The organism is Mesorhizobium sp. LCM 4576 (genome assembly GCF_001854815.1).
GTDB lineage: Bacteria > Pseudomonadota > Alphaproteobacteria > Rhizobiales > Rhizobiaceae > Mesorhizobium > Mesorhizobium plurifarium.
The window spans coordinates 1-24,385 of sequence record NZ_MDDT01000032.1 but is presented as its reverse complement, the minus strand read 5'-3'; the positions used below and the strand labels follow the sequence as shown (position 1 = coordinate 24,385).

The following is a 24,385-nucleotide window of genomic DNA, read 5'->3' as shown; positions in this document are numbered from 1 at the left end:
CTGGCGTCGGCCCCGGCGATCTCTTCTCCCCTCGGGGAGAAGGTGGCCCGAAGGGCCGGATGAGGGGGTCTCCGCCATGCCTCTATGCCGTCACTTTAAGCGCCGGCGCGTCCTCGATCCGCCCCGAGCGCATCGAAACCTGGCGCGCGCATCGCCCGGCGAGCGCCGGATCATGCGTGACCAGCACCAGCGTCATGCCGCGTTCYGCCGCCTTGGCGAAGAGAAGGTCGGCGATCTGCTTTCCCGTCGCCTGGTCGAGATTGCCGGTCGGCTCGTCGGCGATGAGGATGCGCGGCGACGGCGCCAGCGCCCGGGCGATCGCCACGCGCTGCTGCTCGCCGCCGGAAAGCTCGCCCGGATAATGCGTCACGCGGTCGCTCAGGCCGACCGCCGCTAGTTCCCGCGCGGCTACCCCGAACGGATCGGCATGGCCGGCAAGCTCGAGCGGCACCGCGACATTCTCCAGCGCCGTCATGTTGGGGATGAGATGGAAGGACTGGAACACGATGCCGATGTTTCGCCCCCGAAACGAAGCGATCTGATCCTCGCTTTTGCCGTCGAGCAATTCGCCGGCGATCCGGACCGTGCCCGAATCGACCCGTTCCAGGCCGGCAAGGACCATCAGCAGCGTCGACTTGCCGGAGCCCGAAGGGCCGACGATGCCGGTGGCTTGCCCGGCCGCCACGTCGAGGCTCACGCCCTTCAGCACATGGACGGCGGACGCGCCCTCGCCGAGCGTCAACGATACGTCCCTCAGCGCAATGACGGCTTCTGTCACAATGAAAGTGCCCTATATGTGGAAAAAGGAGACGGCCCGTGTCTCCTTCCTTGGGTTGTTCCGGTCATATGGGGCTCGCCGCATGGCATTCAAACACCGTCTTGCCGCAGCTCTCATCCTTTTCCTTGCCCTTTGCGGCGCCATTTCGCCGGCGCGCGCCGACACCTTCACCATCGTCGGCTTCGGCGACAGCCTGATGGCGGGTTACAGCCTCGGCCCGGGCCAGGGCTTCACCGACAGGCTGCAGGCAGCCTTGAAGGCGAAAGGCCTCGACGTCACCGTCGCCAATGCCGGCGTGTCGGGCGACACCTCGAGCGGCGGGCTGGCGCGGCTCGACTGGTCGGTRCCGGACGGAACGAGGCTGGTGATCCTCGAGCTCGGCGCCAACGACATGCTGCGCGGCGTCTCGCCCGAGATTGCCGAGAAGAACCTCGACGCCATGCTGGGCAAGCTGAAGCAGCGCGACATTCCGGTGCTTCTGGCCGGCATGCGCGCCGCGCCCAATCTCGGCGCCGATTACCAGAAGGCCTTCGACGCCATCTATCCGCGGCTTGCCGAAAAATACGGCGTCCCACTCTATGCGTTCTTTCTCGACGGCGTCGCCGGCCACCCCGGCCTCCAGCTGGAAGATGGCCTGCATCCCAATCCCAAGGGGGTCGACGTCATGGTGGAGCGCATCCTTCCCGTGGTCGTGAAGGCGATCGCCGACAATGGGGGGCCGTCATGAGTCCGGAACGCAACGCTTTCCGCTGGGGAAACATTGTGGACAACAAACCGCTTGCCCCGCGCTGATATCGATGATTCGCTAGGGCTGAGAGTTTCGATTCGAGGACAGGAGGCTTCACATGCCACGTCTTTTCACCGCCCTCGAAATTCCGCGTGACGCCGCTCTCTCCTTGTCCCTGCTCCGGGGCGGGCTGCCCGGGGCACGCTGGATCGATGTCGAAAACTACCATCTGACGCTGCGCTTCATCGGCGATGTCGAGGGCCATGTCGCCGACGAGATCGCCAACGCCCTCGACAGGGTGGACCGCCCCGCCTTCCAGATGACGCTCTCCGGCGTCGGCGCCTTCGGCGGCAAGAAGCCGCATGCGGTATGGGCCGGCGTGTCGCCCTCGCCGGATCTCACGGCGCTGCAGGGCGAGATCGACCGCATCTGCCAGCGGCTCGGCCTGCCGGCCGATCCGCGCAAGTTCTCGCCGCATGTGACGCTGGCGCGCCTGCGCAATGCGAGCCCGCTCGACGTCGCGCAATATCTTTCGGCGCGCGGCAATTTCGCGGCGCTTCCCTTCCGTGTCGGCCGCTTCGTCCTGATGTCGTCGCGCGATTCGGTCGGCGGYGGCCCCTACATCGTCGAGGAAGCCTGGCCGCTGGTCGGCGAAACGCTGACCTCGAGCCGCTTCGCCAGCGCCTCCGACGCCTCGCGGATCATGCGGTAGACCGAGGCGAAGGCCTCGGCGCCGTCATAATAGGGGTCCGGCACGTCCACGGCCGTCCCGGTCGCGAAGTCCAGATAGAGATGGACGCGGTCGCGTGCGGCCTGTGGCGCCAGCGCCTTGAGGTCGCGCACATTCGCCCGGTCCATGCCGAGGATCAGGTCGAAGCGCGAGAAATCCTGAGGCAGCACCTTGCGCGCCCTCTGCCCTGAAATGTCGACGCCATGCTGCGCGGCCACCGCGATCGAGCGCCGGTCCGGCTCTTCGCCGGCATGCCAGCCGCCGGTCCCGGCCGAATCGATCGCAAGGTCCTTGYCGTGCTCGGCGAGCACCGCGCGAAACACGCCCTCCGCCAGCGGCGAGCGGCAGATGTTGCCGAGGCAGACGAACAGAATGGAATTTATGGGCTTTATGCTCATGCGATATGCGCCATTTGTGCATTTGGAACCCCAAAACCGCAAAGCACCTTGGGGCGACTTGCACTATGGTGAGGGCCAATTCGAGATAGCATGGGAAATCATCATGACGAGAGAAAAACYCAGCAAGGACGCGATCGCCGCGGCCCTGGTGGAACTCGAGGGCTGGTCGCTCGCCGCCGACGGCGCGTCGATCAAGCGCAGCTTCGTCTTCAAGAATTTCTCCGAAGCCTTCGCCTTCATGACGCGCGTGGYCCTGGCCGCCGAGAAGATGGACCATCACCCCGATTGGTCGAACGTCTACAAGACCGTCGACGTGACCCTGAACACCCATGACGCCGGCGGCGTCACGGCGCTGGATATCGAGCTGGCCAAGCGGATGAACCGGTATTTCGGGTAGGAGTGAACCGCAAAGAGACGCCGCGTTCCTTCACACCCCCTCTGTCCGGCAGGACAGAGGGGGGTGCTGTCCCGCCAGCATTGCGGATTTCTGCGTGCTGACGTCGCGAACTCTTGCAGCAGCCCCCCTCTTTCACCACATCTTTCGCGGCAGGCCGGCGCAAGCATGCGCGCGACCGCCAAGGAGCGATTGATGACGCAAGGTCCCGGTTTCGATTTCTTCGGCTTCGGCGACAAGCTCGCCGGCGAAGGCGAGGTCCGCGAGAAATTCTGGCGCACCGCCAAGAAGGCGGCGCGGCAGATTCCGTTCATGGACGAAGTCGTCGCCGCCTATTACTGCGCCATGGACAAGGACACGCCGCTGCGCGCCAAGGCCACCCTGCTCGGCGCRCTCGGCTATTTCGTCCTGCCGTTCGATTTCATTCCCGATTTCGTCGTCGGCCTCGGCTACACCGACGACCTCGCCGTGCTGACCGCCGCGATCACCGCCGTCAGCGCCCACATCACGCCTGCCCACAGGCAGGCCGCCAAGGACGCGCTGGCCGACAAGGGCTGATGGCGGCGCGCCTCACATCCGCAAATCAGCAGCTGCGAAAAGACAAACTCTTGCCGTTTTCGTGGCCTCCAACTCCGCGCCGGGACGTCGCGCCCGCCTCAATCCACAGTGGCGGCGCGGATGGTGGCGGTTTCCTGGGGTGAGTTCCTTTTCTTCGAGGACAATTCACCGTTTGGTAACCCTGATTAAATCAAAATGAAGCGACGGCAGGACGCCACGCGGCCCGCCTCCGCACCATTTGGAATACGGGAAGAACGATGCGCGGATTGATTGCTATAGTTTCCAGCCTGGTCCTGGTGGCCTCGGCAGTGCCGGTGTTGGCGCAGCAGGCGACCAAGATCGGCCAGCACAATGCCTGGGGCACCTACAGCTATCAGTCGGCCGCCGGCAAGGTCTGCTATGTGCTGACCGTGCCGACCGACAAGCAGCCGGCGACGCTCGACCATGGCGACATGTTCTTCTTCGTCAGCCAGCGGCCCGGGCAGCAGGTCTCCTACGAGCCGCAGTTCATCGCCGGCTACAATTTCCAGGAAGGCTCGAAGGCCACTGTCACCATCGACAAGAAGACCTTCTCGATGTTCACCCGCGGCAAGTCGRCCTGGGTCGAGAACGCGGCGGAAGAGCCGGTGCTGATCGCCGCCATGAAGACCGGCTCCGACATGAAGGTGCAGGCCAAGTCCGGCCGCGGCAACCCGACCTCCTACGTCTTTTCGCTGAAGGGCATCTCGGCAGCGCTGGCCTCCATCGCCAAGTGCAAATAAGCCAGGACGACATCTGAATTTGAAGCAAGGCCGGGCCACCAGATCCGGCCTTTTTGCCATTCGGGCTTCGTCCTTGCGTCGGCCGATTCCGTGCACCGGCATTTGCCAATGGCCATCCTTCAAAAAATTCYGCTGCGGGACGGAATAGTTTCCGGGCGAGACCGGTAGATAGGGCAAAAGAGGGAGAACGCTCTTTGAGGTGCATGGCCATGTCCAAGGCCACGTCGAAAACAGGGAGCGRCAAGCACTGGCGTCTTTCAGGGCTTGCAGTCGGGAGGAGCACGCTCCCATCCGGCCCAGCGGTTGCCTGTCCCTGTCCCTGACCGCTGGGCCGCCTTCATGCCGGCTTCGGCTGAGYGGTGAGCTAAGGTAGGCCCGGCGCGCRTCGACGCGGGATAAGACGGGCGGCATGACATGGACAGATGCGACGAGCGGTATGAGATGGGATGAAAGCGAAGTTCGACGTCATACCGCATCTGGAGGATTTGTGGCGTTACGGCAGGGTGCTCACCGGCAATGATWCCGACGCCGACGACCTGGTGCAGGAGGCGCTCGCCCGGGCGCTGTCGATGGCCGGCAGCTACGATCCCTCCCGGCCGCTGCTGCCTTGGCTGATCAGAATTGTCCGCAACACCTTCTTCACCGGCGCCAGCCGGGCCGATGCCGACAGGCGGCGTCTTGCATCCATCGCCGACATGTCGGATGCGGCCTCGCCGCCGCCGCAGGAGCACAGCGCCGAACTCTCCAACGTGAGCAGGGCGCTTGCCCGGATGCCGACCGACCAGGCCGAAATACTCCATCTCGTCGGTGTGCTGGGCTTCACCTATGCCGAAGCGGCCGAACTGCTGGGCGTGCCGACCGGAACCGTGATGTCCCGCCTCAGCCGGGCTCGGACGGCCCTGAAGAACCACATGGAAAATATGGACAGCGGAACTTCCMGTCATTTGAAGATCATTGGAGGGCGTGATGTGGTCCGATAATCGCGTTTCCGAACAGGATATCGGCCGTTTGCTGGATGGCGAATTGTCGCCGTCGCAGCGATCCGAGCTGCAAGCCCGGCTTGCCCGCGAGCCCGAACTGGCCGCGGCGGTGTTTGCCCACGCGCAGCGCATGGATGCGGTGCGCGATTCCCAGCCGCGGCGATTGTTTCCGCCGGGTGCGACCATCGACAAGGCGAGACAGTTGGAACAGGCGCTTCGCCGCAGGCGGATGTTCGCCATGCTCAGGCTTCAGATCGCCGCCGTCGCGCTGGTCGCTATCGGATGGTCGGCCAACTCGCTGACCGTGCCGCTTCGCCAGGGCGGCAAGACGGCGGATCAAACCTTCATCCTGGCCRCGCGCGATGCGCTGCGCGTCGCGCAGCTCAACGCGGGTCCCGAAAAGGGCGTCGAGCTCAAGCAGGACAAGATCCAGCGGCTGGTTGGCGCCGTCAACGTCAGCATGCCGACATTGCCCTCGTCATGGGCGGTCAAGGATGTCCAGGTTCAGCCCTGGAACGGACAGCAGAGCCTGGTCGTGACGGYCGATACGCCAAGCGTCGGGCGCATCACGCTTGTGGCCGCGCCGATGAACGGCGAGGACGCCGTTCCCCCGACGCCGGCCACCGACGGCCGCGTCCCGACGGTTTATTGGCAGTCGGGAGGCACGGCCTACGCGTTGATGGGATCGGCCGCGCCGGATCGGCTCGAAGTGGAAGCAAAGCAGATCGAGGTCGCCACGCGCCGCAGCGTTGCGCCCAAGACAAGGGGCTGATCGCGGCCGCCGGTTGTTGTGGAAGGGAAAGAATGCGCCCGATGCTGGAGTTCAAAACCCGCCCCTGCCGCATGCCGCCGGATGGGCTCACGCGATGAACGTCCTGTCGTTCGAAAGGAGATACTATCCGTCCACCTGCCCGGTTTGCGCCAGGGTGTCCCTGGAAGCCGAGGTCACGGCCCGCAAGGTGGAGTTCCAGTGTGCCGCCTGCGGCRCATTCGAGATCACCTCGGCGGCTCGCGCCGCCATGAAGGGCCTGGCACGGGAGCACCGTCAATTGTGGCTGTCGCAAGCACGGCTGCGGGCTGCGACCCTCCCGCTGATCGCCTGCACGAACGAGACGCCGCCACAGGTCACCGGTCCCCCAATGTGACTCGGGACGGTGCCCCGGGGAAGGTGACCCGGGAAGCGCTGCGCGCGGGCGTTTCCCCTACGGCCCGGCATCTTGGCTTGGGGTTGCCGGGCCGTTTTCGCGCGAGAAGGCGATTGCGATACGCAGATTGGAAGATTACGAGGAAGTCGCGCTGATCGGCTATCCCTGCGATGGAGACTACATCGCCGCGATGACGAGTGGCGAGCAGGAGAACTGGCTGCTCGGCGGCGAGCTGTGCGGATGGAACGGCGCCGGCCTCGCCGACCAGGCGGCTGCCTYGCGCAGATATTATCCGCAGGGGTCGCGCCTCGTCCTGGCCACGACCCACTTTCGAGCCGCTACGCCTTGACCGCTTCGCTCGTCTCAGCCCTGCGCCGCCRGATCGCCTCGGCGATGAAGACGCGCGACAGCGCGTGGTAGAGCGGCTCGTTGGAGATGAGCCTCGCCGTGCCGTAGCCCAGCATCGCCGCGCACATCAGCGCGATCACATTGTCGTGGTTGCCGGTCATTTCGAGGATGATGACGAAGGCCGTCATCGGCGCCTGCACGACGCCGGCGAAATAGCCGGCCATGCCGAGCAGCGCCGCGGTTCCCGTGGCCGTGCCGAAGGCCAGGCCGAGYGTGCTGCCCAGCCCCGCGCCCACCGCCAGCGACGGCGCGAAGAGGCCGCCCGGAATGCCCGACACCATCGACAGGAGGCCGGCGGCGAATTTCTCGACGAAGAAGAAGGCCGGCAGCGGCGTGCCTTCGATCGCGCCGCGCGCCTGCACATAGCCCGTGCCGAATGTCAGCCCGCCGGACGCGACGCCGATTATAGCCACGGCGAACCCGCAGACGGCCGCCACGACCAGCGCGCGCGGCAGCGGCAGCAGCGCGTTCCAACGCCGGATGCGGCGCATGACCTTCAAGGCCAGCAGCGAGAACAATGCGCCGACACCGCCGCCGATGATGCCGCAGGCGAGCACCAGCGGCCAGTCGGCGGCGAAGGCGACCGTGTCCTTGGCGACGCCGAAATAGGTATAGTTGCCGAGCAATCCGAGCGAGGCGAGGCCGGCCAGGATCACCGCCGTCAGCACCAGCCCGTTGGTGCGCGCCTCATAGGCGCGGCCCATTTCCTCGATCGCGAAGACGATGCCGGCGAGCGGCGTGTTGAAGGCGGCGGCGATGCCGGCTGCGGAACCCGCCAGGATCAGGCCCCGAGCCTGCGCCATGCCGCCCCAGCGCGCCGCCTGCAACATCACCGAGGCGCCGACCTGCACGGTCGGCCCCTCGCGGCCGATCGAGGCGCCGCAGGCGAGGCCGACGATGGTGAGCGCGATCTTGCCCACCACCAGCTTGAGCGACAGGATGCGGCTGCGGTCGTCCTCGTCGCGCAGATGCCGCGCCGCGATCGCCTGCGGAATGCCGCTGCCTTGCGATCCCGGGAAGAAGGAATGCGCAAGCCAGGCGCAGAGCACGAACCCAAGCGGCGTCACGACCAGGGGCAGGTAAAAGCGCCAGCCGTCATTGCCCGTCATGACATGGAACACGGCCTGCGCGCGGTCGGCGAGCAGGGCGAACAGGACGCTGATCAGGCCGATCGAGATGGCGCCGGCCCAGAAGACGAGACGCGGCTGCCAGACGCGCCGCGACACCCACATCGCCTGCGAGCGCCGCAGCAATCGGTATTTTCGGGATATGCCGGCCATGACCGTCCTCTTGATGGTCACCCGCCCTAGCACACTCGCCGGGCCGATCAACCCGCGAGGGCTGCCCGGCGCTATGYCAGCAAGGTCGGGAAACGGCGCTCGAGGAACGCGGCTGGAAGGCTCGCCAGAGATGTCGCCGGAAGGCGGATAGCCCGCCGGCATACCGGCCGGCGGGAAGGTCGGCATGCAGGATCGGCGAGGTTACATCGCCATTTTTTCGCACTCGGCCTGGACCTTCTTGGTCGAGGTGTCGATCATATAGGCTTTGCCCTTGGCGTCGGTGATCATCATCATGCAATGCTTGATCGGCTTGGCCATCTTCATCATCTCGGCGCTCATCTTGGCGTCCGGCATCATGGTGCCCATGTGGCCGTCCGGCATGATCGCGGTGACCTGCCCGCCCTTCATCATGGTCATGGCGCCCATCRTGTCCTCGGCAAGGGCCTGCGAGGCGGAARGACCGGCGAGGCCGGCGATGAGTGCGAACTTGATCGAGTGCATCTGAACAACTCCCATTGTTTGAGGGGCATGGTCGCCCCTTTCAGGTTCGCGGATTCGGCTCGAATGGTTACGCCAACACGAATATGTGATCGGGCTTCATGGCGGCAGCCGGCAGCGTCGCGCCTCTGGCGCAGGCAGGGGTCAACATTTGTTGACCTCTGTGCCAGTCGAAATCGCTATCGCTTCGCATCGGTCGGGACATAAAGCAGTCCGGTGCGGTGGGGGGCCGGGCCGGCTGGGCCGCACGACATCGACGCCGGCTTGATTGCGGATGGCTCGCAGCGGGGTATCGCTTCCTGCGCGACGGAACTGGCGGACAATTGGAACAGCATCTCTTTGCGACCGAGCGCGACCCGCGTCTCAAGCTGATCATCCCGGCAATCGTCGCCATCGCCTTCCTGATGGAACAGCTCGATTCCACCATCCTCACAACCGCTATCCCCGCAATCGCGCAAAGCCTCGACACCACGCCGGTCCGGCTCAACCTGGCGATCACCACCTACATCCTGACCCTGGCCGTGTTCATCCCGGTCAGCGGCTGGTTCGCCGATCGGTTCGGCGCGCGAAAGATCTTCGCGCTAGCGCTCTTCACCTTCACCCTCGGCTCGGTCCTGTGCGGCGTGGCCGATAGCGTCGGCATGCTTTTGGCCATGCGCGCGCTGCAGGGGCTGGGCGGCGCCATGATGACGCCGGTCGGACGGCTGATCCTGCTGCGCTCCTTTCCGCGCAGCGGGCTGATCACCGCCATGACCTACATGACCTTGCCGGCGATCATCGGTCCCGTCATCGGTCCGCTGCTCGGCGGCCTCTTGACCACCTATGCCTCCTGGCGCTGGATCTTCTACGTCAACGTGCCGTTCGGCCTCATCGRCATTTTCGCCGCCTTGCGCTTCGTCGACGATTTCCACGAGGAAGACGCCCAGCCTTTCGACTTCGCCGGCTTCCTCATGGTCGGCGCCGGTGCCGCACTCCTGCAATTCGGCCTGGAGAATATCGGCAGGCCGATCATTTCCTCGCTGGCGACGGTGCTGGTGCTGGCCGCATCGGTCCTGCTGCTTTTCGCCTTCGGCCGCTATGCGCGCCGCGTCACCGCGCCGGCGGTCGATCTCACGCTGTTCCGCTTTCGCTCCTTCTGGGTCGGCACGCTCGCCGGGGGGCTGTGCCGCATCGGCCTCAACGGCGCGCCGTTCCTGTTGCCGCTGATGCTGCAGGTCGGCTTCGGCATGAGCCCGGTCACCTCCGGCTCGCTGACCTTCGTCGGCAGCTTCGGCGCGCTTCTGATGCGGCCGCTCTTGTCGTTCTTCCTGCGGCGCTTCGGCTTCAAGGCCGTGCTGAGCGGCAGCGCCGTGGTCGGCTCTGTTGCCGTGGCGGGCTTTGCCTTGCTCAGCGCCGATACCCCGCATTGGGCGATCTGCCTTTATGTCTTTTTCTTCGGCATCGTCCGTTCGGCGCAGTTCATGTCGTCCAACACGCTCTCCTATGCCGACCTGCCGGCGGAAAAGCTCAGCCGCGCCACCAGCCTCGGCGGCATCCTGYAGCAGCTCAGCGTCTCGCTCGGCGTCTCCATCGCCGCCATGGTGCTCGGCCTCGTCTCCGGTGAGGTCCATGCGCCGACGGCGGACCAGTTCCACTGGGCGTTCCTGCTGACGGCGGTCATCCCGCTGCTTGCCATTCCGGGTTTCTTCTTCCTGCACCCGGAAGACGGCGCGCAGGTCAGCGGCCATCGCCGCAAGACGGAAGCTTCGGGAGTAGGGCGCTGCCGTCTCTCCCTTCTCCCCTTGTGGGAGAAGGTGTCGCCGAAGGCGACGGATGAGGGGTGCTCCAGCGGAGTGAGACGTTGGCTTTCCCTGGAACACCCCTCATCCGTCTCGGCGCTAGCGCGCCGATCCACCTTCCCCCACAAGGGGGGAAGGAGGAGCGCGCATGACTCCGGCGCCGAGCTGTGCTATGCGCCGCGCTTCCTGTGCGGCCGATGCTGAAATCGGCCGCAAATCGCTTATATTGGCGCCACCATGACCGTTTCGCTTGATCTTACCGCCGAAGGCGCCCGTGACGCCTTGCGCCGCGCAGCACCGGCCGAGAAGCCGTCGCTGATCGGCCTGACCCGCGCCGAGCTCGGCGAAGCCCTGGTCGGCGCCGGCATCGTGCCGGAACGACAGGCCAAGATGCGCGCCCAGCAGCTCTGGCACTGGATGTATGTGCGCGGCGTCTCCGACTTTGCCCATATGTTCAACATTTCCAAGGACCTTCGCGCCGAGCTCGACAAGCATTTCACCGTGGCGCGGCCGGAGATCGTCGAGGAGCAGATCTCTTCCGACGGCACGCGCAAATGGCTGTTCCGCTTTCCGCCGCGCGGCGCCGGCCGGCCGGTCGAGATCGAGACCGTCTATATCCCCGAGGAGGGCCGCGGCACGCTCTGCATCTCCTCGCAGGTCGGCTGCACGCTGACCTGCTCCTTCTGCCACACCGGCACGCAAAAGCTGGTGCGCAACCTGACGACGGAAGAGATCCTGGCGCAGCTCTTGACCGCGCGCGACCGGTTGGGCGACTTCCCCGACCGCGACACGCCGGACGGCGCCATCGTGCCGGCCGAGGGCAGAAAAGTGTCCAACATCGTCATGATGGGCATGGGCGAGCCGCTCTACAATTTCGAGGCGGTGAAGAAGGCGCTGCTGATCGCTTCCGACGGCGACGGGCTTTCCCTGTCGAAGCGCCGCATCACGCTGTCGACCTCGGGCGTTGTGCCGGAGATCGCCCGCACCGGCGAGGAGATCGGCGTCATGCTGGCGATCTCGCTGCACGCCACCAATGACGATTTGCGCGACCTTCTGGTGCCGATCAACAAGAAGTTCCCGCTGAAGGAGTTGATCGCCGCCTGCAAGGCCTATCCGGCCTCTCCAACGCCAAGCGCATCACCTTCGAATATGTGATGCTGAAGGACGTCAACGATTCCCTCGACGACGCCAAGGCGCTGGTGAAGCTCCTGAAGGGCATTCCAGCCAAGATCAACCTGATCCCATTTAATCCCTGGCCCGGCACCAACTACCAGTGCTCGGACTGGGAGACGATCGAGAAGTTTGCCGACTACATAAACAACGCCGGCTATGCCTCGCCGATCCGCACGCCGCGCGGCCGCGACATCCTCGCCGCCTGCGGCCAGCTGAAGTCGGAATCCGAGCGCATGCGCAAAGTGGACCGCCTGGCGCTGGAGGCCATGATGATCGCGGGGCACGGCGAGGCGTGAGGCGCCTCATCGCCTATCTCGTCCGCTTTGCCGTCATCCTGGTCGGCTATGTCGTCGGCTCGCTGGCGGCGAGCGCCTTCCTCAATATCCTGGTCCTGGCGCATCTCGGCTACACGCCGGCCAATCCCGAGCCGACGGCGACCGCCTCGCTCTATTTCTCGGTGCCTTTCGTGGCGCTGTTCGTCGCCTATTTCGCCTTCATGCCGGCGGCGGTCGTCATTTTGATCGCCGAAGTGCTCGGCCGGCGCGACTGGCTGTTCTATGCGCTTGGCGGCGCCGTCATCGCCGTCGTCTTCCTGGGCTTCGCGCATAGCGTGGGCGACGCCAATTTCGATGTCACCGCGACCAACGCCAGATTGGCCGTGATCGGCTGCGGCATGGTCGGCGGCATCTTCTACTGGCTCTCCGCCGGCCGCTGGGCCGGAAGCTGGCGCCGCGCGGCGCTGCCCGATCTGGAAGCCTGACCCGCGCCTGCAAGCGCGAGGGTCTACTTCGCCTGCGCCGTCAGTATCTTGAGCGCGAAGGCCGAGAACACGCCGCCGAACAGATAGTCGACCACGCGCGTGAYGCGGGGGCTCGCCTTCATCGCCGCCGAGAACTTCTCCGCCGCCAGCACCATCGGCGCCGTCACCGGGATCGACAGCGCGATGAACATCATGCCGAGGAAGAACAGTTTCCCGGACGCGTTCGGATCGTGCGCGGAGACGAATTGCGGCAGGAAGGTCATGAAGAACAGGATGATCTTCGGATTGAGCAGGTTGACGCCGAGTCCGGCCGCCCAACTGCGGAACAAGGRGACTTGCGGTCCCGTCCTCTTCTCCGGCGAGAAGGCCGAGCCCTTGGCGATCGCCTGCCAGGCCAGGAACACCAGATAGCCGGCGCCGAAGATCTTCAAGGCGAAGAAGGCCATCGGCGAGGCGACGATCAGCGCCGAGATGCYGACCACCACCAGCGTGGTGTGGATCAGCGTGCCGCAGAGCGCGCCGGCCATCGAGGCGAAGCCGGTGGCGCGGCCCTGGCTCAGCGTTCGYGACACGAACAGCGTCATGTCCGGCCCGGGCGTGATTGCCAGGATGACGGTGGCGATGGCGAACTGGATCAGCGTCGAAGTGTCGGGAATGAAGGACATACGGGCGGTCCTGGCAAAAGATTTCGCAGCGTATAACGCGGCCCTCCGGCCGCTGCCAGCATCTGCCGGGACAAACATCTGGCCCAGGCTGGGCTATAGCACGCGGCCGTTCGTCTCTTGCGCCGCCCGGAAGGGCCGTGATACTCGCCCGCGAAGCTCTTTTCCCGCGGAACCGCCAAAAATGTCCAAGACCAAGAATGTCAAGAAAGTCGTGCTCGCCTATTCCGGCGGCCTCGACACCTCCATCATCCTGAAATGGCTGCAGACCGAGCTCGGCGCCGAGGTCGTCACCTTCACCGCCGATCTCGGCCAGGGCGGCGAGCTGGAACCGGCGCGCCGCAAGGCCGAGATGATGGGCATCAAGGACATCCGCATCGTGGACGTGCGCGAGGAATTCGTCGCCGACTTCGTCTTCCCGATGTTCCGCGCCAACGCCGTCTATGAAGGCACCTATCTGCTCGGCACCTCGATCGCCCGGCCGCTGATCTCCAAGCATCTGGTCGAGATCGCCAGGGAGACCGGCGCCGACGCGATTGCGCATGGAGCGACCGGCAAGGGCAACGACCAGGTCCGCTTCGAATTGTCGGCTTACGCGCTGAACCCCGACATCAAGGTCATCGCGCCATGGCGCGACTGGTCGTTCAAGTCGCGCACCGATCTTCTCAACTTCGCCGAGCAGCACCAGATCCCGGTGCCGAAGGACAAGCGCGGCGACGCGCCCTTCTCGGTCGACGCCAACCTTCTGCACTCGTCCTCTGAGGGCAAGGTGCTGGAGGATCCGTGGACCGAGCCGCCGGAATTCGTGCATCAGCGCACCGTCTCGCCGATGGACGCGCCCGATGTCGTCACCGAGATCGAGATCGAATTCCTCAAGGGCGATCCGGTCGCGCTCAACGGCAAGAAACTGTCGCCGGCCGCCATGCTGGCGGCGCTGAACGACCTCGGCCGCGACAACGGCATCGGCCGCCTCGACCTCGTCGAGAACCGTTTTGTCGRCATGAAGTCGCGCGGCGTCTACGAGACCCCTGGCGGCACGATCCTGATCGCCGCCCACCGCGCGATCGAATCGATCACGCTCGACCGGGGCGCGGCGCACCTCAAGGACGAGTTCATGCCGCGTTATGCCGAGCTCATCTACAACGGCTTCTGGTTCTCGCCCGAGCGCGTGATGCTGCAGGCGATGATCGACAAGAGCCAGGAAGATGTCGAAGGCACGGTGYGGCTGAAGCTCTACAAGGGCAATGTCATCGTCACCGGCCGCAAGTCGAAGAAGACGCTCTATTCCGATGCGCTGGTCACCTTTGAGGACGACCGCGGCGCCTACGACCAGAAGGACGCCGAGGGCTTTATCCGGCTGAATGGATTGAGGCTGCGGACGCTGGCCGCGAGGAACCRCAAGGGCTGAAGCTGCTGATCTTCCCCGGGAAGGTCCCTCGGGGGAGATGCCCGCCAGCGGCGCATGCGGGGTTGGTTCCGACACTAGGTGGAAAGGCGCTGTGGCTGAAGGTGGCTGTGGGTCGCTTCAGGCACCGACGTTGGCGATTGGCCGAAACCCCGGTGACGTCGTCATACTCGGGCTTGACCCGAGTATCCATGCCGTGACCTCTGGYAGCGTGCAACGGTGCAGAATTCTGTAACCGCAGCAACGCCTTGGCGTAACGGCATGGATTCCAGGGTCTGCGCGCGTCGCTCCGCTCCTTGCTCCGCCCTGGAATGACGACGGAACGGCTGTCGGGGCAGGTCGCCCAGGCCGTGAGGACAAAAAGCCCGGCGCAAGCCGGGCTGTTCTGCTCAATACAGATATTTGCTCAATCCGCGTCGATCGCCTCGGCGATGCGGGCGATGGCCTGCTGGTAGACGCTGGCCGAATTCCAGCCGGCGATCGCGCCCATATTGGCCTCGTAGCTCGCGCCGGCATGCCAGCCATGAGCCTTGAGGAAGTTGGCGGTCGAGGCGAGCGCCGTGTTGCGGTCGCGCAAATTGCCGCTGCCGACGCCGTATTTCAGCACGTTTCCGGGCAGGAACTGGGTGTGGCCGATCTCGCCATGCATGGCGCCGACCGAGGAGGCGCTGAGCGCGCCGCGATCGACGAGCTTAAGCGCCGCGATGGCATGCGGGGTGAAGTAGTCGGGGCGGCGGCAGTCATAGGCGAGCGTCAGGATGGCCGACACGGTGTTCTGGTTGCCCATCGAGGCGCCGAAGCCGGTCTCCATGCCCCAGATGGCGAGCAGCACGCCCGGCGGCACGCCATAGGTCCGCTCGATGTTGGCGAACATCGCCGCGTTCGCCTTCTTCAGCGCGCGCCCCCGCGAGATGATGGCGGACGCGCCGCGACGCTTCATGAAGGCCTCCACCGAGCCGCTGAAGGCCTTGTGGATGGCGCGGTCGGCGGCGATCGTCCTTGTCGCATAGGTCGCCCCGGCCAGCGCCGAAAGGCCCCTTTGGCCGACGCCGTTGGCTTTCGCCTCGGCGGCGAAGTCCTGCTTCCAGGCGTCGAAGCCGGCGCCGTTCTTGCCGCAGCTGGCCGCGGCTTCAGCCCCCGTCGCCAGCCCAAGCATCGCCACTACCGCCGCGGCGGCCGCGAAAATCCTTCCTTTGGCAAAAAATGCCATGTCCTTCTCCTGGTTGCCTTGAATCACGTCCCGGTTGCGAATTTGCCAGCGAAACGCCTGGTTGTCACCGCCCCCGCGGGGACGTGGCACCCGACATCGGCGAAAGAAGGGCAATTGCCTACGATCGGCCGTCAGGTGTGGCGGGCTTGCCTCATGAAACGCATCGATGTCGTGACCGTCGGCGCCGGAGCTTGGCGCGGAGCAAGCGCTGCGAGCGGCCGGACTTTGCCCGGCCTTCTCGGCGCCCGGACCGGCGGGTCATCCATCCGACTCGCGGCGACATAGTCCGGGAGACCCGGAAATACTACGCCCGCTCACGCCCTTTTGACGGGCATGCCGAAAAACCGTGGAACAATTCGTGAGCGGCCGAAAGGCATGTTAGCCGGAACGCATAAGCTTTGGTTTCGTTTTCGAGCCCGAGGGAGCGTTTTGAAAACGGAGTGAAACCATGAACCGCGTCTTGTTTCCGGCGCTTGCCGGCGCGCTGCTCGCCATGTCGGGCACGGCCCTGGCCGACACCGCCGTCTCGGCGGTGGCCGACCTCAATGTGCGCGCGGGCCCCGGCCCGCAATATCCCGTTATCGGCGTGCTGGCCGCCGGCCAGTCCGCCACGCTCACGGGCTGCATCCAGAACAGCAAATGGTGCACGATCGCAGAGGCAGGCGGCAATGGCTGGGTCTATTCCGACTACGTGACGGGCGATTTCGGCGGCAGCCGCGTCGTCGTGACCCGTCGCCCCGCCAATGCTGAAATCGCCGTGGTGGCGCCACCGACCGACAACATCTACACCACCGATACCTACACCGGCGCCATCGTCTCCAACGACGACGCCATCGAGTCGATCGGCAGGCCGCCGGCCGAGGTCGGCACCTATGTCACCACGCACCGGGTCGACCCGGTCTATCTCGACGGCGAGGTGGTGACCGGCGCCACGCTGCCCGACACGGTCGAGCTGCGCGAGATCCCCGATTACCGGTATCGCTATGTCTATGTGAACAACCAGCCCGCGCTCGTCGACCCCGGCACGCGGCGCATCGTCTATGTGATGCGCTGATCGGTTTGATCGCCACGAGAAGAGCGGCCGCCGGCGATGGCGGCCGTTTTTTGTGCCGGCGGCTCAGGCCGCCTGCATCTGTTCGATGCCGCGCCGCATACGTTTGGAATTGGCCGAAGCTTCCGAACTTCGTCATCCACGGGCGGAGCGGAAGCGAAGCGGACGCGTAGACCCGAGGATCCATGCCGTGACGTCGCGCGAAGGGTAGAGGCGGTGCAGAACCAAGGGCTTTTCTGCATCGCTAGCATCGCTCAGATGTAACGGCATGGATCCTATGGTCTGCGCTGCGTCGCTTCGCTCCTTGCTTCGCCATAGGATGACGAACTTCGGACGTCGCGCCGCATTCTGYGCTCGAAGCGCCGCAATTCAGCGGGTAGTCCGGTTGAAGTAATCGCGCGGTAACCGGCGATCTTCTAGATTGCACGCCCACAGCCTTCGGCAGGGGAGCCGCGTGACGATCGAGAATGCCGCCTTCGAGGGCTATCGCCGCTCGCCGAACGAAAGGACCAATTTGCCGCGCCTGTTCTTCGGCACGGCGATCGTCATCGCCTTTTGGATGGCGATGACGGCTCTGGTGCTGTTTGCCGGCACTTATGTCTACATCGTCTGGCGCCTGCCCGGCCCCTCGACCGGGCGCTACATGCAGGACTTCCTGGCWTCGCCCACCGGAATCCTGAGCGCGCTGACCTCCTTCGCCGGCATCTGGATCGGCCTGTGGGTGGCGATGCGCTTCGTTCACGGCGAGCCGCTGTCCGCGCTCTTCGGCGCCAGCCGACGTATCGCGGGCGGCGATTTCCTCAAGGGCCTGGTCGCGGTTCTGAWCACCTCGCTCTTCTCCGAGGTCTTGCTGTACTGGCTGCAGCCGGAGATCGCGCGCGGACCGTTCGCGTTGTCGTCCTGGCTGCTGTTCCTCATCCCGATCGTGCTGCTCGCTTTCCTGCAGACCTCGTCGGAAGAAATACTGTTTCGCGGCTATCTGCTGCGCGGCCTCGCCTATCGTTTCCGGAGCCCGCTGATCTGGGCGCTGCTGCCCGGGCTGCTGTTCACGTCGCTGCACTGGAACTCGGACTCTACGCTTGCCATCAACGCCTGCGTCCTGGTCTCGATCGGCGCCTTTGCCCTGCTGCTCACGCTTTTGGTCTATGTCACCGGCAATCTCGGCGCCGGTCTCGGCGCTCATCTCGGCAACAATCTGACCGGTTTCCTGCTGATCTCGCACCAGGAAGGCTATAATGGCTTTGCCCTGCTCAACGCCAAGYCGCTCGAGGGTCCCGGCTGGACCAATCTCGACGCCGTGCTGATCGCCGCGATCGGCATCGTCAGCACGCTTTTGACGATGCTTCTGCTTTTGTATCCGCGCTCGCCGCTCAGGGTCGGAACAAGCAGCCAAAGCGCGCTTTAAGCCGCCTCAAATCGCAGCGTTTTGGCCGGATTTGAGCATCGTTTTTTGATGCATGTCGTTGCCGCAAAACCGCTGCGCACTTTTGCGCGACATGCATTAGCCTTGACTCCGCGGCCGATTTCCTGTCTAGAGCCGCTGAATTCCGCGACGAGTTTTCTTTCGCGAAAGCCGACCAGGACGCCGAAGCCTCAGCGAGGCAAGAGCTGTAAAGAGATCCTGGAGGCCAACACCCGGCAGCGCGATGYGCCCCCGGGTGCTTTTTGGCTTTGCGCTTTTGCTTGGCGACCCGGCGCGAACGCACTACCTCTCGGGCATCCGCAGGTGCCAGGGAAAAGGAAAGAGAATGTTTGAATCACTCCAGGAACGCCCAAGAGGCGTGGAGGGCCGCAGGCCCGACAGGGATCAGCATGAATCCAAGGCGCTCTCGCACCGTGGTCTGATCAATGTTTGAGACCCTACAAGAGCGCCTTGGTTCGATCCTGAACGGCCTGACCGGCCGCGGCGCGCTGTCCGAGGCGGATGTCTCGGCGGCGCTGCGCGAGGTGCGCCGTGCGCTGCTCGAGGCCGACGTCGCGCTGGAGGTGGTTCGCTCCTTTACCGACAAGGTGYGCGAGAAGGCGGTCGGCGCGGCGGTGCTGAAGTCGATCAAGCCCGGACAGATGGTCGTCAAGATCGTCCATGACGAACTGGTCGACATGCTGGGCGCCGAGGGTGTGGCCATCGACCTCAACGCGCCGGCGCCCGTCGTCGTCATGATGGTCGGCCTGCAGGGCTCCGGCAAGACGACCACCTCGGCCAAGATCGCCAAGCGGCTGACCGAGCGCCAGAACAAGAAAGTCCTGATGGCCTCGCTCGACACGCGGCGGCCCGCAGCACAGGAGCAGCTGCGCCAACTCGGCGAGCAGACCAAGGTCGCGACGCTGCCGATCATCGCCGGCCAGAGCCCGGTCGATATCGCCAAGCGCGCCGTGCAGGCGGCCAGGCTCGGCGGCCATGACGTCGTCATCCTCGACACCGCCGGCCGCACCCATATCGACGAGCCGCTGATGGTCGAGATGGCCGACATCAAGAAGGTGTCGAGCCCGCACGAAATCCTGCTGGTCGCCGATTCGCTGACCGGCCAGGACGCCGTGAATCTGGCGAAGAGCTTCGACGAGCGCGTCGGCATCACCGGCCTTGTGYTGACCCGCATGGACGGCGATGGCCGCGGCGGCGCAGCGCTTTCCATGCGCGCCGTCACCGGCAAGCCGATCAAGCTCATCGGCACCGGCGAGAAGATGGACGGGCTGGAGGAATTCCACCCCAAGCGCATCGCCGACCGCATCCTCGGCATGGGCGACATCGTCTCGCTTGTCGAGAAGGCCGCCGAGACCATCGACGCCGAGCAGGCGGCGGYGATGGCCAAGAAGATGCAGTCGGGCAAGTTCGACCTGAACGACCTCGCCCAGCAGCTTCAGCAGATGTCGAAAATGGGCGGCATGGGCGGCATCATGGGAATGATGCCCGGCATGGGCAAGATGAAGGACCAGCTGGCCGCCGCCGGCTTCGACGACAAGATGTTCGGCCGCCAACTCGCCATCATCTCCTCGATGACCAAGGCCGAGCGCGCCAATCCCGATATCCTGAAGCACTCGCGCAAGAAGCGCATCGCCGCCGGCTCCGGCACGGATGCTGCCGAGATCAACAAGCTCTTGAAGATGCATCGCGGCATGGCCGACATGATGAAGGCGATGGGCGGCAAGGGCAAAGGCGGCGGCCTCATGCGCGGCATGATGGGCGGCCTTGCCTCGAAGATGGGCCTTGGCGGCATGATGCCGGGAGGTATGGGGGGCATGCCCGACCTCTCCAAGATGGATCCCAAGCAGCTCGAGGCCCTGCAGAAGCAGGCGCAGGCCGCCGGCCTCGGCAAGGGCCTGCCGGGCGGCTTGCCCGGCGGACTTCCCGGCGGCGGGCTGCCGGGCCTGCCCGGCGGCATGAAGCTTCYGGGCCTGGGCGGCGGTGGGCTGCCCGGTTTGGGCAAGAAGAAGTGAGGGGGCGATGAACGAGGAGAAAGACATGGCCGACGCACGCGCCATCCTGGCGGGCTACCGCGCTTCGATCGACAACATCGATGCAGCCCTCATCCATATGCTGGCCGAGCGCTTCCGCTGCACCAAGGCGGTCGGCGTGCTCAAGGCCGAGCATGGCCTGCCGCCCGCCGACCCGGCGCGCGAGCAGCAGCAGATCGCCCGACTTCGCCAGTTGGCGAACGACGCGCATCTCGACCCCGACTTCGCGGAGAAGTTCCTGAACTTCGTCGTCCGCGAGGTCATCCGCCATCACGAACAGATCGCCGCTGCCAACGGCGCTGCAAAAGCCGGCTGACCTGTGCATGTCGCCCAAAAGTGCTTCGCGGTTTTGGGATAACGACATGCGCAACAAGGACTCAGCCGGGATTAATGAACGAAATCAGAGCTTTAGGAGAAAAGAATGGCACTGAAGATCAGACTGGCCCGTGCGGGCTCGAAGAAGCGTCCTTACTACCATGTCGTCGTCGCCGACGCCCGTTCGCCGCGCGACGGCCGTTTCATCGAGTCGCTGGGTTCCTGGAACCCGCTGCTGCCGAAGGACGGCGAGCGCGTCAAGGTCGACGCCGACCGCGTCAAGCACTGGCTGTCGCACGGCGCCCAGCCGACCGACCGCGTGCTGCGCTTCCTCGACGAGGCCGGCCTTGYCAAGCGCGAAGCCCGCTCGAACCCGAACAAGGCCCTGCCCGGCAAGAAGGCGCAGGAACGCGCTGCCCTGTTGAAGAAGGCGCAGGAAGACGCCGCCGCGGCAGTTGCCGCCGCGACCGCGGCGCCGGCCGAGGCGGAAGCCGCCACCGCCGAGTAATCGCGGCCCTTTCGCTTACGAGAACGGCGGGCTCATGCCCGCCGTTTTTCTTTGGATCAGCCTAACGTCTCAGTAGCCGGACGGGCATCTTGCGACGTAGACGCGCCCGTAACGGTCGCGGTAGCGGCACTGGCCGGCCTCGCTGGCATGGCCGATCAATGCGCCGGCGACCGCGCCAACGGCGCCGCCGACCACCGCGCCCTGCACCGGATCGCCCGCCACCGCCGCGCCGACCGCCGCACCGCCCAGTCCGCCGATCGCAGCGCCCTTTTCCGTTTGCGAGCAGGCGCCAAGCGCCATCGTCAGCACCAGGATGGTAATTGCTTTCTTCATTGCTGTTCCTCTCTCAAGCGCCGTCCTCGCCGCCATGGTCTAAACTCGCAGACGGCTAATTTGATCCCTGGAACAACGAAGATTGGCCGGCGCGGGGCCGGCCAAGAATCTCGCAACCGCTGTCAGACGATTGAAATAAATAGGCTTTCACCGCTCGGTGGCGCGTCTGAGATTGTCGAGCCCGGCCTCGAAATCCCTGCCGATCAGCGCATCGAAATTCATGAACAGGCCCATCAGCTTGGCGATGAAGGGCCTCGCGCCGCGCATCGCCCAGGTGACGGTCGTGCCCTCGCCGGAGGGCGAAAGCGTGAAGTCCACGGTGTTGTTGGCCCGGAACGGCTTCTCGAAATCGAGCTTGAGCGCGACCTGCGACGACGGCACCGAATTTGTGATCTCCATACGGCCCTTGCCGGCCTTGGAATTGCCTTCCCACGCATAGGCCGCGCCCTTGCCGCTGTCGGCGCCGGACAGCATGCGCTGCATCCCGGGGTCCAGCTTTTCGAAGGGCGACCATTCGGGCCAGCGCCGGAAATCGTTGATCAGCGGGAAGATCGTCTCCGCCGGCGCCTTGATGCTGGCCGAGCGAGTGACGACGAAATCGTTCGGCCGGGTCGCGGCATAGACGAGCACGGCGGCGATGACGACGACCAGGACGAGGAGGATGGTGGCAAACATCTCTTTTCTCCCTATCGCGAGAACGGGATCAGCGCGCGCACCCTGGCGTCGCGCAGGAAAAGACCGCCCCACAGGATAACGCCGAGATAGACGCCGAACAGCGTGTGCGAGAACAGCGGGTTGCCGATCCGCACATGGGTCGAAATCGCGCCGCCCATATAGGCGGTGAGCAGGATGGCGCCGAGCACGGAGGTGCGCGGCAGGGCATAGAGCGCGGTCGAGATCAGCCCGACAACGCCGAGCAGCCGCGCGACATTGGCGTCGGCCGGCCAACCGAGTTCGGTCATCGTCAGGGTGACGATTTCGAGCGGCGGCAGCTTGATGACGCCGTCGAAGACCATGAACAGGACGACCACGGCGCTGAGCGCGCGCCCGGTCCACAAAGCGCCTTTTGAAGCAGGCGCGGCTTCGGAAATGCTCATGGATGTTCCCTCCAGTTGATTCCAGGGCTGGCTTTCTGCCAGCTTCGGACCAAGGACGGAGAACCCCGCGGCGATCCTACAGGGTGGGTCGCGCTTTTCCAAATTCAGTGCGAATGAATCGAGCGCAAGGAAACAGGATGACCGGCGAGACCGATCTGCAGAGGCTGTTGGCGTCAATGACGCCCCGACTGCTTGCCAGGACCTACCTGTTCGCCAGGCTGGCGCCTGGCGTGCCGATCCCGGCGGGGCTCGAACCCGTCATGCAGTTTCGCGAGCGCGAGGGCCTGACGCTGATCGTGACGGAGGAAGAAGCGAAAGCCGCCGGTCTCGCCGGCACGTTCCGCTGCCGGATGATCACGCTCGACATCCATTCCTCRCTCGAAGCCGTCGGCTTCCTCGCCRCCATCACGACGCGGCTGGCAAGGACCGGCATGGGCGTCAATCCGGTCTCGGCCTTCTATCACGACCATCTGTTCGTGCCGGCCGAGCGGGYGGAGGAAGCGCTGGCGATGCTGCGGCAATTGGCAATGGACAGCGGTAGCTGAGTTGACGAATGCCCGTAAATTGCGTAATTTGTGATATATGTGTAAATTACGCAATTTTGGATGACTGCAATGCGCGAAGTTCCAGCCACAGAGTTCGCACGTAACTTCGGCCGCTACCGTGAAATCGTGCAGCGGGAGCCTGTTGCCGTGATGAGCCACGGCCGTCCCACCGGCTATTTCGTCTCGGCCGTCGAGTATGAGGACCTCCAGCGCTACAAGAATCTGGCTCGGCAGTCGTTTGCAACTAAGGACCTGACACTGGACGAAATCGAGATGATCACCAACGGTCGCATGTCATCGGAACACGATCATCTCAACGCCTTGCTTGATGAAAAATAAGGTATGCCGCTTCCCAAGCCACAGCTCGRCCAAGTCATTTCTTACGCYTATTTGTGGCACCATGAGCACATAGCTGGACAAGAGGAGGGACGGAAAGATCGCCCTTGTGTCGTAGTGCTTGCCATCGATCGAGGAGCCGAAGGCTTAGCCATAACTGTGTGCCTGTCACGCATGTACCGCCAAATGACACGTCGCTTGCAATCGAGTTGCCGGCGGCGGTCAAACGCCATCTTGGCCTAGACGGCGAGCGTTCATGGGTGATGCTGCATGAGGGCAACCGCTTCGTGTGGCCAGGATATGATCTTCGTCCAGTACCGGGCACACTCGACCGTTATGAATACGGCCTCCTCCCACCACGCCTATATCAGTCAATGATGGTGCGCTTCAGGGCCATTTGGGCAGCAGGGCAAGGCCACCCCGTGTCTCGCGATTGAGCTCCTTCGGCTTGGCTCAGCGCCTGAGCACATAGAGAATATCCGGCAGGCTTTCCTCATTGGCCGATCCGTCGCCGAAGGCTTCGGCACGAAAACCGTGGCGTTCGTAGAAGCGCTGTGCGCCAGTATTCGCCTGGAAGCAACGGAGCTTGATCGATCGCATGCCGGCCGTGGCTTGGGCAAGCAGCCGGCTGCCGATGCCTTGCCCTGTCCAGGCAGGATCGAGATAGAGCTGCTCGACCCAATCGCCGTTGACGGCAATGAAGCCGATGATGGATTCGCCGGCGACGACAACCGTCACTTGCTGATTGGGCAGCAGGATGTCACGGATGAAGAAGAGATCTTCCTCCGGCGTATGCAGGACTGGCATCCAGTCGAAGGCGCTGAGTGAGGCGCGCAGGAGCTTGGCGATGGCGGCGGCGTCCGGGCCAGTGGCTGGCGCAGGACGACATCAGCAGGCTGAACGCCGATCATGAAATACACTCAACCTGGAAACGGCAGTGCTCAAGGGATTGCCAGCGTCTCACTCCGCTGGAGCACCCCTCATCCGTCTCGGCGCTGCGCGCCGATCCACCTTCTCCCACAAGGAGGGCTTTGCACGGGGGAGTGATTTCTGTTTGTTGGGCTAATGAGGCGTTTTTTGAAGGCCGATGGAGCGGTGTTCG

At 64.7% G+C, this 24,385-nt stretch carries 29 protein-coding genes and 1 pseudogene; 20 read left to right on the top strand and 10 right to left on the bottom strand.

The annotated features are described in order from the left end of the window. Positions 1-82 precede the first annotated feature (82 nt). Positions 83-778 carry an ABC transporter ATP-binding protein gene (locus tag LCM4576_RS20145; protein ID WP_040987894.1) on the bottom strand — a complete coding sequence of 232 codons (696 nt, stop codon included), beginning with the start codon at positions 776-778 and terminating at the stop codon, positions 83-85. A gap of 82 nt (positions 779-860) precedes the next feature. On the opposite strand from LCM4576_RS20145, the gene LCM4576_RS20140 reads away from it, so the two are divergent. Continuing rightward, complete coding sequence (locus LCM4576_RS20140) at positions 861-1,505, top strand: arylesterase (protein WP_040987893.1); 645 nt, start codon at positions 861-863, stop codon at positions 1,503-1,505. 118 nt (positions 1,506-1,623) lie between these two features. Continuing rightward, on the top strand, positions 1,624-2,217 hold the full coding sequence (gene thpR / locus LCM4576_RS20135; RefSeq protein WP_040987891.1) for an RNA 2',3'-cyclic phosphodiesterase: 594 nt from the start codon (positions 1,624-1,626) through the stop codon (positions 2,215-2,217). On the opposite strand, the gene LCM4576_RS20130 is transcribed toward thpR, so the two are convergent. Beyond that, positions 2,124-2,633: a low molecular weight protein-tyrosine-phosphatase gene (locus LCM4576_RS20130; RefSeq protein WP_071034136.1), complete on the bottom strand. Its 510-nt coding sequence runs from the start codon at positions 2,631-2,633 to the stop codon at positions 2,124-2,126. The two genes, thpR and LCM4576_RS20130, sit on opposite strands and share 94 nt — an antisense overlap. 103 nt (positions 2,634-2,736) lie before the next feature. Here LCM4576_RS20130 and LCM4576_RS20125 point away from each other — a divergent pair, with 103 nt between their 5' ends. The 7 genes from LCM4576_RS20125 (at position 2,737) to LCM4576_RS20095 (ending at position 6,820) form a co-directional block, all read left to right on the top strand. Continuing rightward, positions 2,737-3,030: a 4a-hydroxytetrahydrobiopterin dehydratase gene (locus LCM4576_RS20125; RefSeq protein WP_071034208.1), complete on the top strand. Its 294-nt coding sequence runs from the start codon at positions 2,737-2,739 to the stop codon at positions 3,028-3,030. 192 nt (positions 3,031-3,222) lie between these two features. Continuing rightward, entirely contained in the window at positions 3,223-3,585 is a 363-nt protein-coding gene (locus tag LCM4576_RS20120; protein WP_040988006.1) for a YkvA family protein, read from the top strand. A 257-nt stretch (positions 3,586-3,842) separates the two neighbouring features. Next, the gene (locus LCM4576_RS20115; protein WP_071034134.1) at positions 3,843-4,346 is read left to right on the top strand and encodes an invasion associated locus B family protein; all 504 of its coding nucleotides are present in this window, start codon (positions 3,843-3,845) and stop codon (positions 4,344-4,346) included. Between the two features lie 446 nt (positions 4,347-4,792). Further along, positions 4,793-5,326, top strand: a complete 534-nt coding sequence (locus tag LCM4576_RS20110) for a sigma-70 family RNA polymerase sigma factor (protein ID WP_071034132.1) — start codon at positions 4,793-4,795, stop codon at positions 5,324-5,326. Then, positions 5,313-6,098 (top strand): anti-sigma factor, encoded by a 786-nt coding sequence (locus LCM4576_RS20105; RefSeq protein ID WP_071034131.1) that lies wholly within the window; start codon positions 5,313-5,315, stop codon positions 6,096-6,098. Before LCM4576_RS20110 ends, LCM4576_RS20105 begins: the two co-directional genes overlap by 14 nt. Before the next feature lie 94 nt (positions 6,099-6,192). Next, the gene (locus tag LCM4576_RS20100; RefSeq protein ID WP_071034130.1) at positions 6,193-6,471 is read left to right on the top strand and encodes a hypothetical protein; all 279 of its coding nucleotides are present in this window, start codon (positions 6,193-6,195) and stop codon (positions 6,469-6,471) included. A 127-nt stretch (positions 6,472-6,598) separates the two neighbouring features. Then, on the top strand, positions 6,599-6,820 hold the full coding sequence (locus LCM4576_RS20095; protein WP_071034128.1) for a hypothetical protein: 222 nt from the start codon (positions 6,599-6,601) through the stop codon (positions 6,818-6,820). Here LCM4576_RS20095 and LCM4576_RS20090 read toward each other — a convergent pair. Together LCM4576_RS20090 and LCM4576_RS20085 are read right to left on the bottom strand one after the other, a co-directional pair. After that, a complete protein-coding gene (locus LCM4576_RS20090; RefSeq protein ID WP_071034206.1) occupies positions 6,810-8,159 on the bottom strand; it encodes a chloride channel protein in 1,350 nt (449 codons plus the stop codon). The two genes, LCM4576_RS20095 and LCM4576_RS20090, sit on opposite strands and share 11 nt — an antisense overlap. A 201-nt stretch (positions 8,160-8,360) precedes the next feature. Beyond that, on the bottom strand, positions 8,361-8,660 hold the full coding sequence (locus tag LCM4576_RS20085) for a hypothetical protein (RefSeq protein WP_071034126.1): 300 nt from the start codon (positions 8,658-8,660) through the stop codon (positions 8,361-8,363). Between the two features lie 320 nt (positions 8,661-8,980). Here LCM4576_RS20085 and LCM4576_RS20080 point away from each other — a divergent pair, with 320 nt between their 5' ends. The 3 genes and pseudogenes from LCM4576_RS20080 (at position 8,981) to LCM4576_RS20070 (ending at position 12,368) form a co-directional block, all read left to right on the top strand. Further along, positions 8,981-10,639 (top strand): DHA2 family efflux MFS transporter permease subunit, encoded by a 1,659-nt coding sequence (locus tag LCM4576_RS20080; RefSeq protein WP_244510851.1) that lies wholly within the window; start codon positions 8,981-8,983, stop codon positions 10,637-10,639. Between the two features lie 33 nt (positions 10,640-10,672). Then, positions 10,673-11,904 (top strand): annotated as a pseudogene (rlmN, locus tag LCM4576_RS20075) (23S rRNA (adenine(2503)-C(2))-methyltransferase RlmN). Continuing rightward, a complete protein-coding gene (locus LCM4576_RS20070; protein WP_071034124.1) occupies positions 11,901-12,368 on the top strand; it encodes a hypothetical protein in 468 nt (155 codons plus the stop codon). The pseudogene rlmN and the gene LCM4576_RS20070 overlap by 4 nt, the downstream one beginning before the upstream one ends. Positions 12,369-12,391: 23 nt before the next feature. Here LCM4576_RS20070 and LCM4576_RS20065 read toward each other — a convergent pair whose 3' ends face one another. Beyond that, entirely contained in the window at positions 12,392-13,033 is a 642-nt protein-coding gene (locus tag LCM4576_RS20065; protein ID WP_071034123.1) for a LysE family translocator, read from the bottom strand. Positions 13,034-13,214: 181 nt separating this feature from the next. On the opposite strand from LCM4576_RS20065, the gene LCM4576_RS20060 reads away from it, so the two are divergent. Further along, positions 13,215-14,438: an argininosuccinate synthase gene (locus LCM4576_RS20060; RefSeq protein WP_071034121.1), complete on the top strand. Its 1,224-nt coding sequence runs from the start codon at positions 13,215-13,217 to the stop codon at positions 14,436-14,438. A gap of 403 nt (positions 14,439-14,841) precedes the next feature. Here LCM4576_RS20060 and LCM4576_RS20055 read toward each other — a convergent pair whose 3' ends face one another. Continuing rightward, entirely contained in the window at positions 14,842-15,645 is an 804-nt protein-coding gene (locus LCM4576_RS20055) for a lytic transglycosylase domain-containing protein (protein WP_040988002.1), read from the bottom strand. A 448-nt stretch (positions 15,646-16,093) separates the two neighbouring features. Here LCM4576_RS20055 and LCM4576_RS20050 point away from each other — a divergent pair, with 448 nt between their 5' ends. From LCM4576_RS20050 to rpsP, 5 genes are all read left to right on the top strand, one after another. After that, positions 16,094-16,699 (top strand): DUF1236 domain-containing protein, encoded by a 606-nt coding sequence (locus tag LCM4576_RS20050; RefSeq protein WP_041003101.1) that lies wholly within the window; start codon positions 16,094-16,096, stop codon positions 16,697-16,699. 451 nt (positions 16,700-17,150) lie between these two features. After that, complete coding sequence (locus LCM4576_RS20045; RefSeq protein WP_071034119.1) at positions 17,151-18,101, top strand: CPBP family intramembrane glutamic endopeptidase; 951 nt, start codon at positions 17,151-17,153, stop codon at positions 18,099-18,101. 443 nt (positions 18,102-18,544) lie between these two features. After that, positions 18,545-20,131, top strand: coding sequence for a signal recognition particle protein (gene ffh, locus LCM4576_RS20040; RefSeq protein WP_071034117.1), 1,587 nt, complete (start codon positions 18,545-18,547; stop codon positions 20,129-20,131). A 7-nt stretch (positions 20,132-20,138) separates the two neighbouring features. Further along, complete coding sequence (locus tag LCM4576_RS20035) at positions 20,139-20,465, top strand: chorismate mutase (protein WP_040987861.1); 327 nt, start codon at positions 20,139-20,141, stop codon at positions 20,463-20,465. A gap of 105 nt (positions 20,466-20,570) precedes the next feature. Continuing rightward, the gene (gene rpsP, locus LCM4576_RS20030; protein WP_071034115.1) at positions 20,571-20,972 is read left to right on the top strand and encodes a 30S ribosomal protein S16; all 402 of its coding nucleotides are present in this window, start codon (positions 20,571-20,573) and stop codon (positions 20,970-20,972) included. Positions 20,973-21,041: 69 nt separating this feature from the next. Here rpsP and LCM4576_RS20025 read toward each other — a convergent pair whose 3' ends face one another. From LCM4576_RS20025 to LCM4576_RS20015, 3 genes are all read right to left on the bottom strand, one after another. After that, on the bottom strand, positions 21,042-21,305 hold the full coding sequence (locus LCM4576_RS20025) for a YMGG-like glycine zipper-containing protein (RefSeq protein WP_040987857.1): 264 nt from the start codon (positions 21,303-21,305) through the stop codon (positions 21,042-21,044). A 147-nt stretch (positions 21,306-21,452) separates the two neighbouring features. Beyond that, on the bottom strand, positions 21,453-21,980 hold the full coding sequence (locus tag LCM4576_RS20020) for an SRPBCC family protein (protein WP_071034113.1): 528 nt from the start codon (positions 21,978-21,980) through the stop codon (positions 21,453-21,455). A gap of 11 nt (positions 21,981-21,991) precedes the next feature. Further along, on the bottom strand, positions 21,992-22,402 hold the full coding sequence (locus LCM4576_RS20015) for a DoxX family protein (protein WP_041010961.1): 411 nt from the start codon (positions 22,400-22,402) through the stop codon (positions 21,992-21,994). A gap of 137 nt (positions 22,403-22,539) precedes the next feature. On the opposite strand from LCM4576_RS20015, the gene LCM4576_RS20010 reads away from it, so the two are divergent. Both LCM4576_RS20010 and LCM4576_RS20005 read left to right on the top strand, forming a co-directional pair. Beyond that, complete coding sequence (locus LCM4576_RS20010; RefSeq protein WP_071034110.1) at positions 22,540-22,947, top strand: ACT domain-containing protein; 408 nt, start codon at positions 22,540-22,542, stop codon at positions 22,945-22,947. 69 nt (positions 22,948-23,016) lie between these two features. Next, positions 23,017-23,286, top strand: coding sequence for a type II toxin-antitoxin system prevent-host-death family antitoxin (locus LCM4576_RS20005; protein ID WP_040988000.1), 270 nt, complete (start codon positions 23,017-23,019; stop codon positions 23,284-23,286). A 450-nt stretch (positions 23,287-23,736) separates the two neighbouring features. Here the strand turns inward: LCM4576_RS20005 and LCM4576_RS20000 are convergent, their stop codons facing one another. Continuing rightward, positions 23,737-24,090 (bottom strand): GNAT family N-acetyltransferase, encoded by a 354-nt coding sequence (locus LCM4576_RS20000; protein WP_116390117.1) that lies wholly within the window; start codon positions 24,088-24,090, stop codon positions 23,737-23,739. Positions 24,091-24,385 lie beyond the last annotated feature (295 nt).

Excerpts from the sequence above, each read along its gene's own strand:
- LCM4576_RS20055 (WP_040988002.1), bottom strand. The coding sequence starts at position 15,645 with ATGGCATTTTTTGCCAAAGGAAGGATTTTCGCGGCCGCCGCGGCGGTA.
- LCM4576_RS20050 (WP_041003101.1), top strand. The coding sequence starts at position 16,094 with ATGAACCGCGTCTTGTTTCCGGCGCTTGCCGGCGCGCTGCTCGCCATG.
- LCM4576_RS20035 (WP_040987861.1), top strand. The coding sequence starts at position 20,139 with ATGAACGAGGAGAAAGACATGGCCGACGCACGCGCCATCCTGGCGGGC.
- LCM4576_RS20025 (WP_040987857.1), bottom strand. The coding sequence starts at position 21,305 with ATGAAGAAAGCAATTACCATCCTGGTGCTGACGATGGCGCTTGGCGCC.
- LCM4576_RS20020 (WP_071034113.1), bottom strand. The coding sequence starts at position 21,980 with ATGTTTGCCACCATCCTCCTCGTCCTGGTCGTCGTCATCGCCGCCGTG.
- LCM4576_RS20015 (WP_041010961.1), bottom strand. The coding sequence starts at position 22,402 with ATGAGCATTTCCGAAGCCGCGCCTGCTTCAAAAGGCGCTTTGTGGACC.
- LCM4576_RS20005 (WP_040988000.1), top strand. The coding sequence starts at position 23,017 with ATGCGCGAAGTTCCAGCCACAGAGTTCGCACGTAACTTCGGCCGCTAC.
- LCM4576_RS20000 (WP_116390117.1), bottom strand. The coding sequence starts at position 24,090 with ATGCCAGTCCTGCATACGCCGGAGGAAGATCTCTTCTTCATCCGTGAC.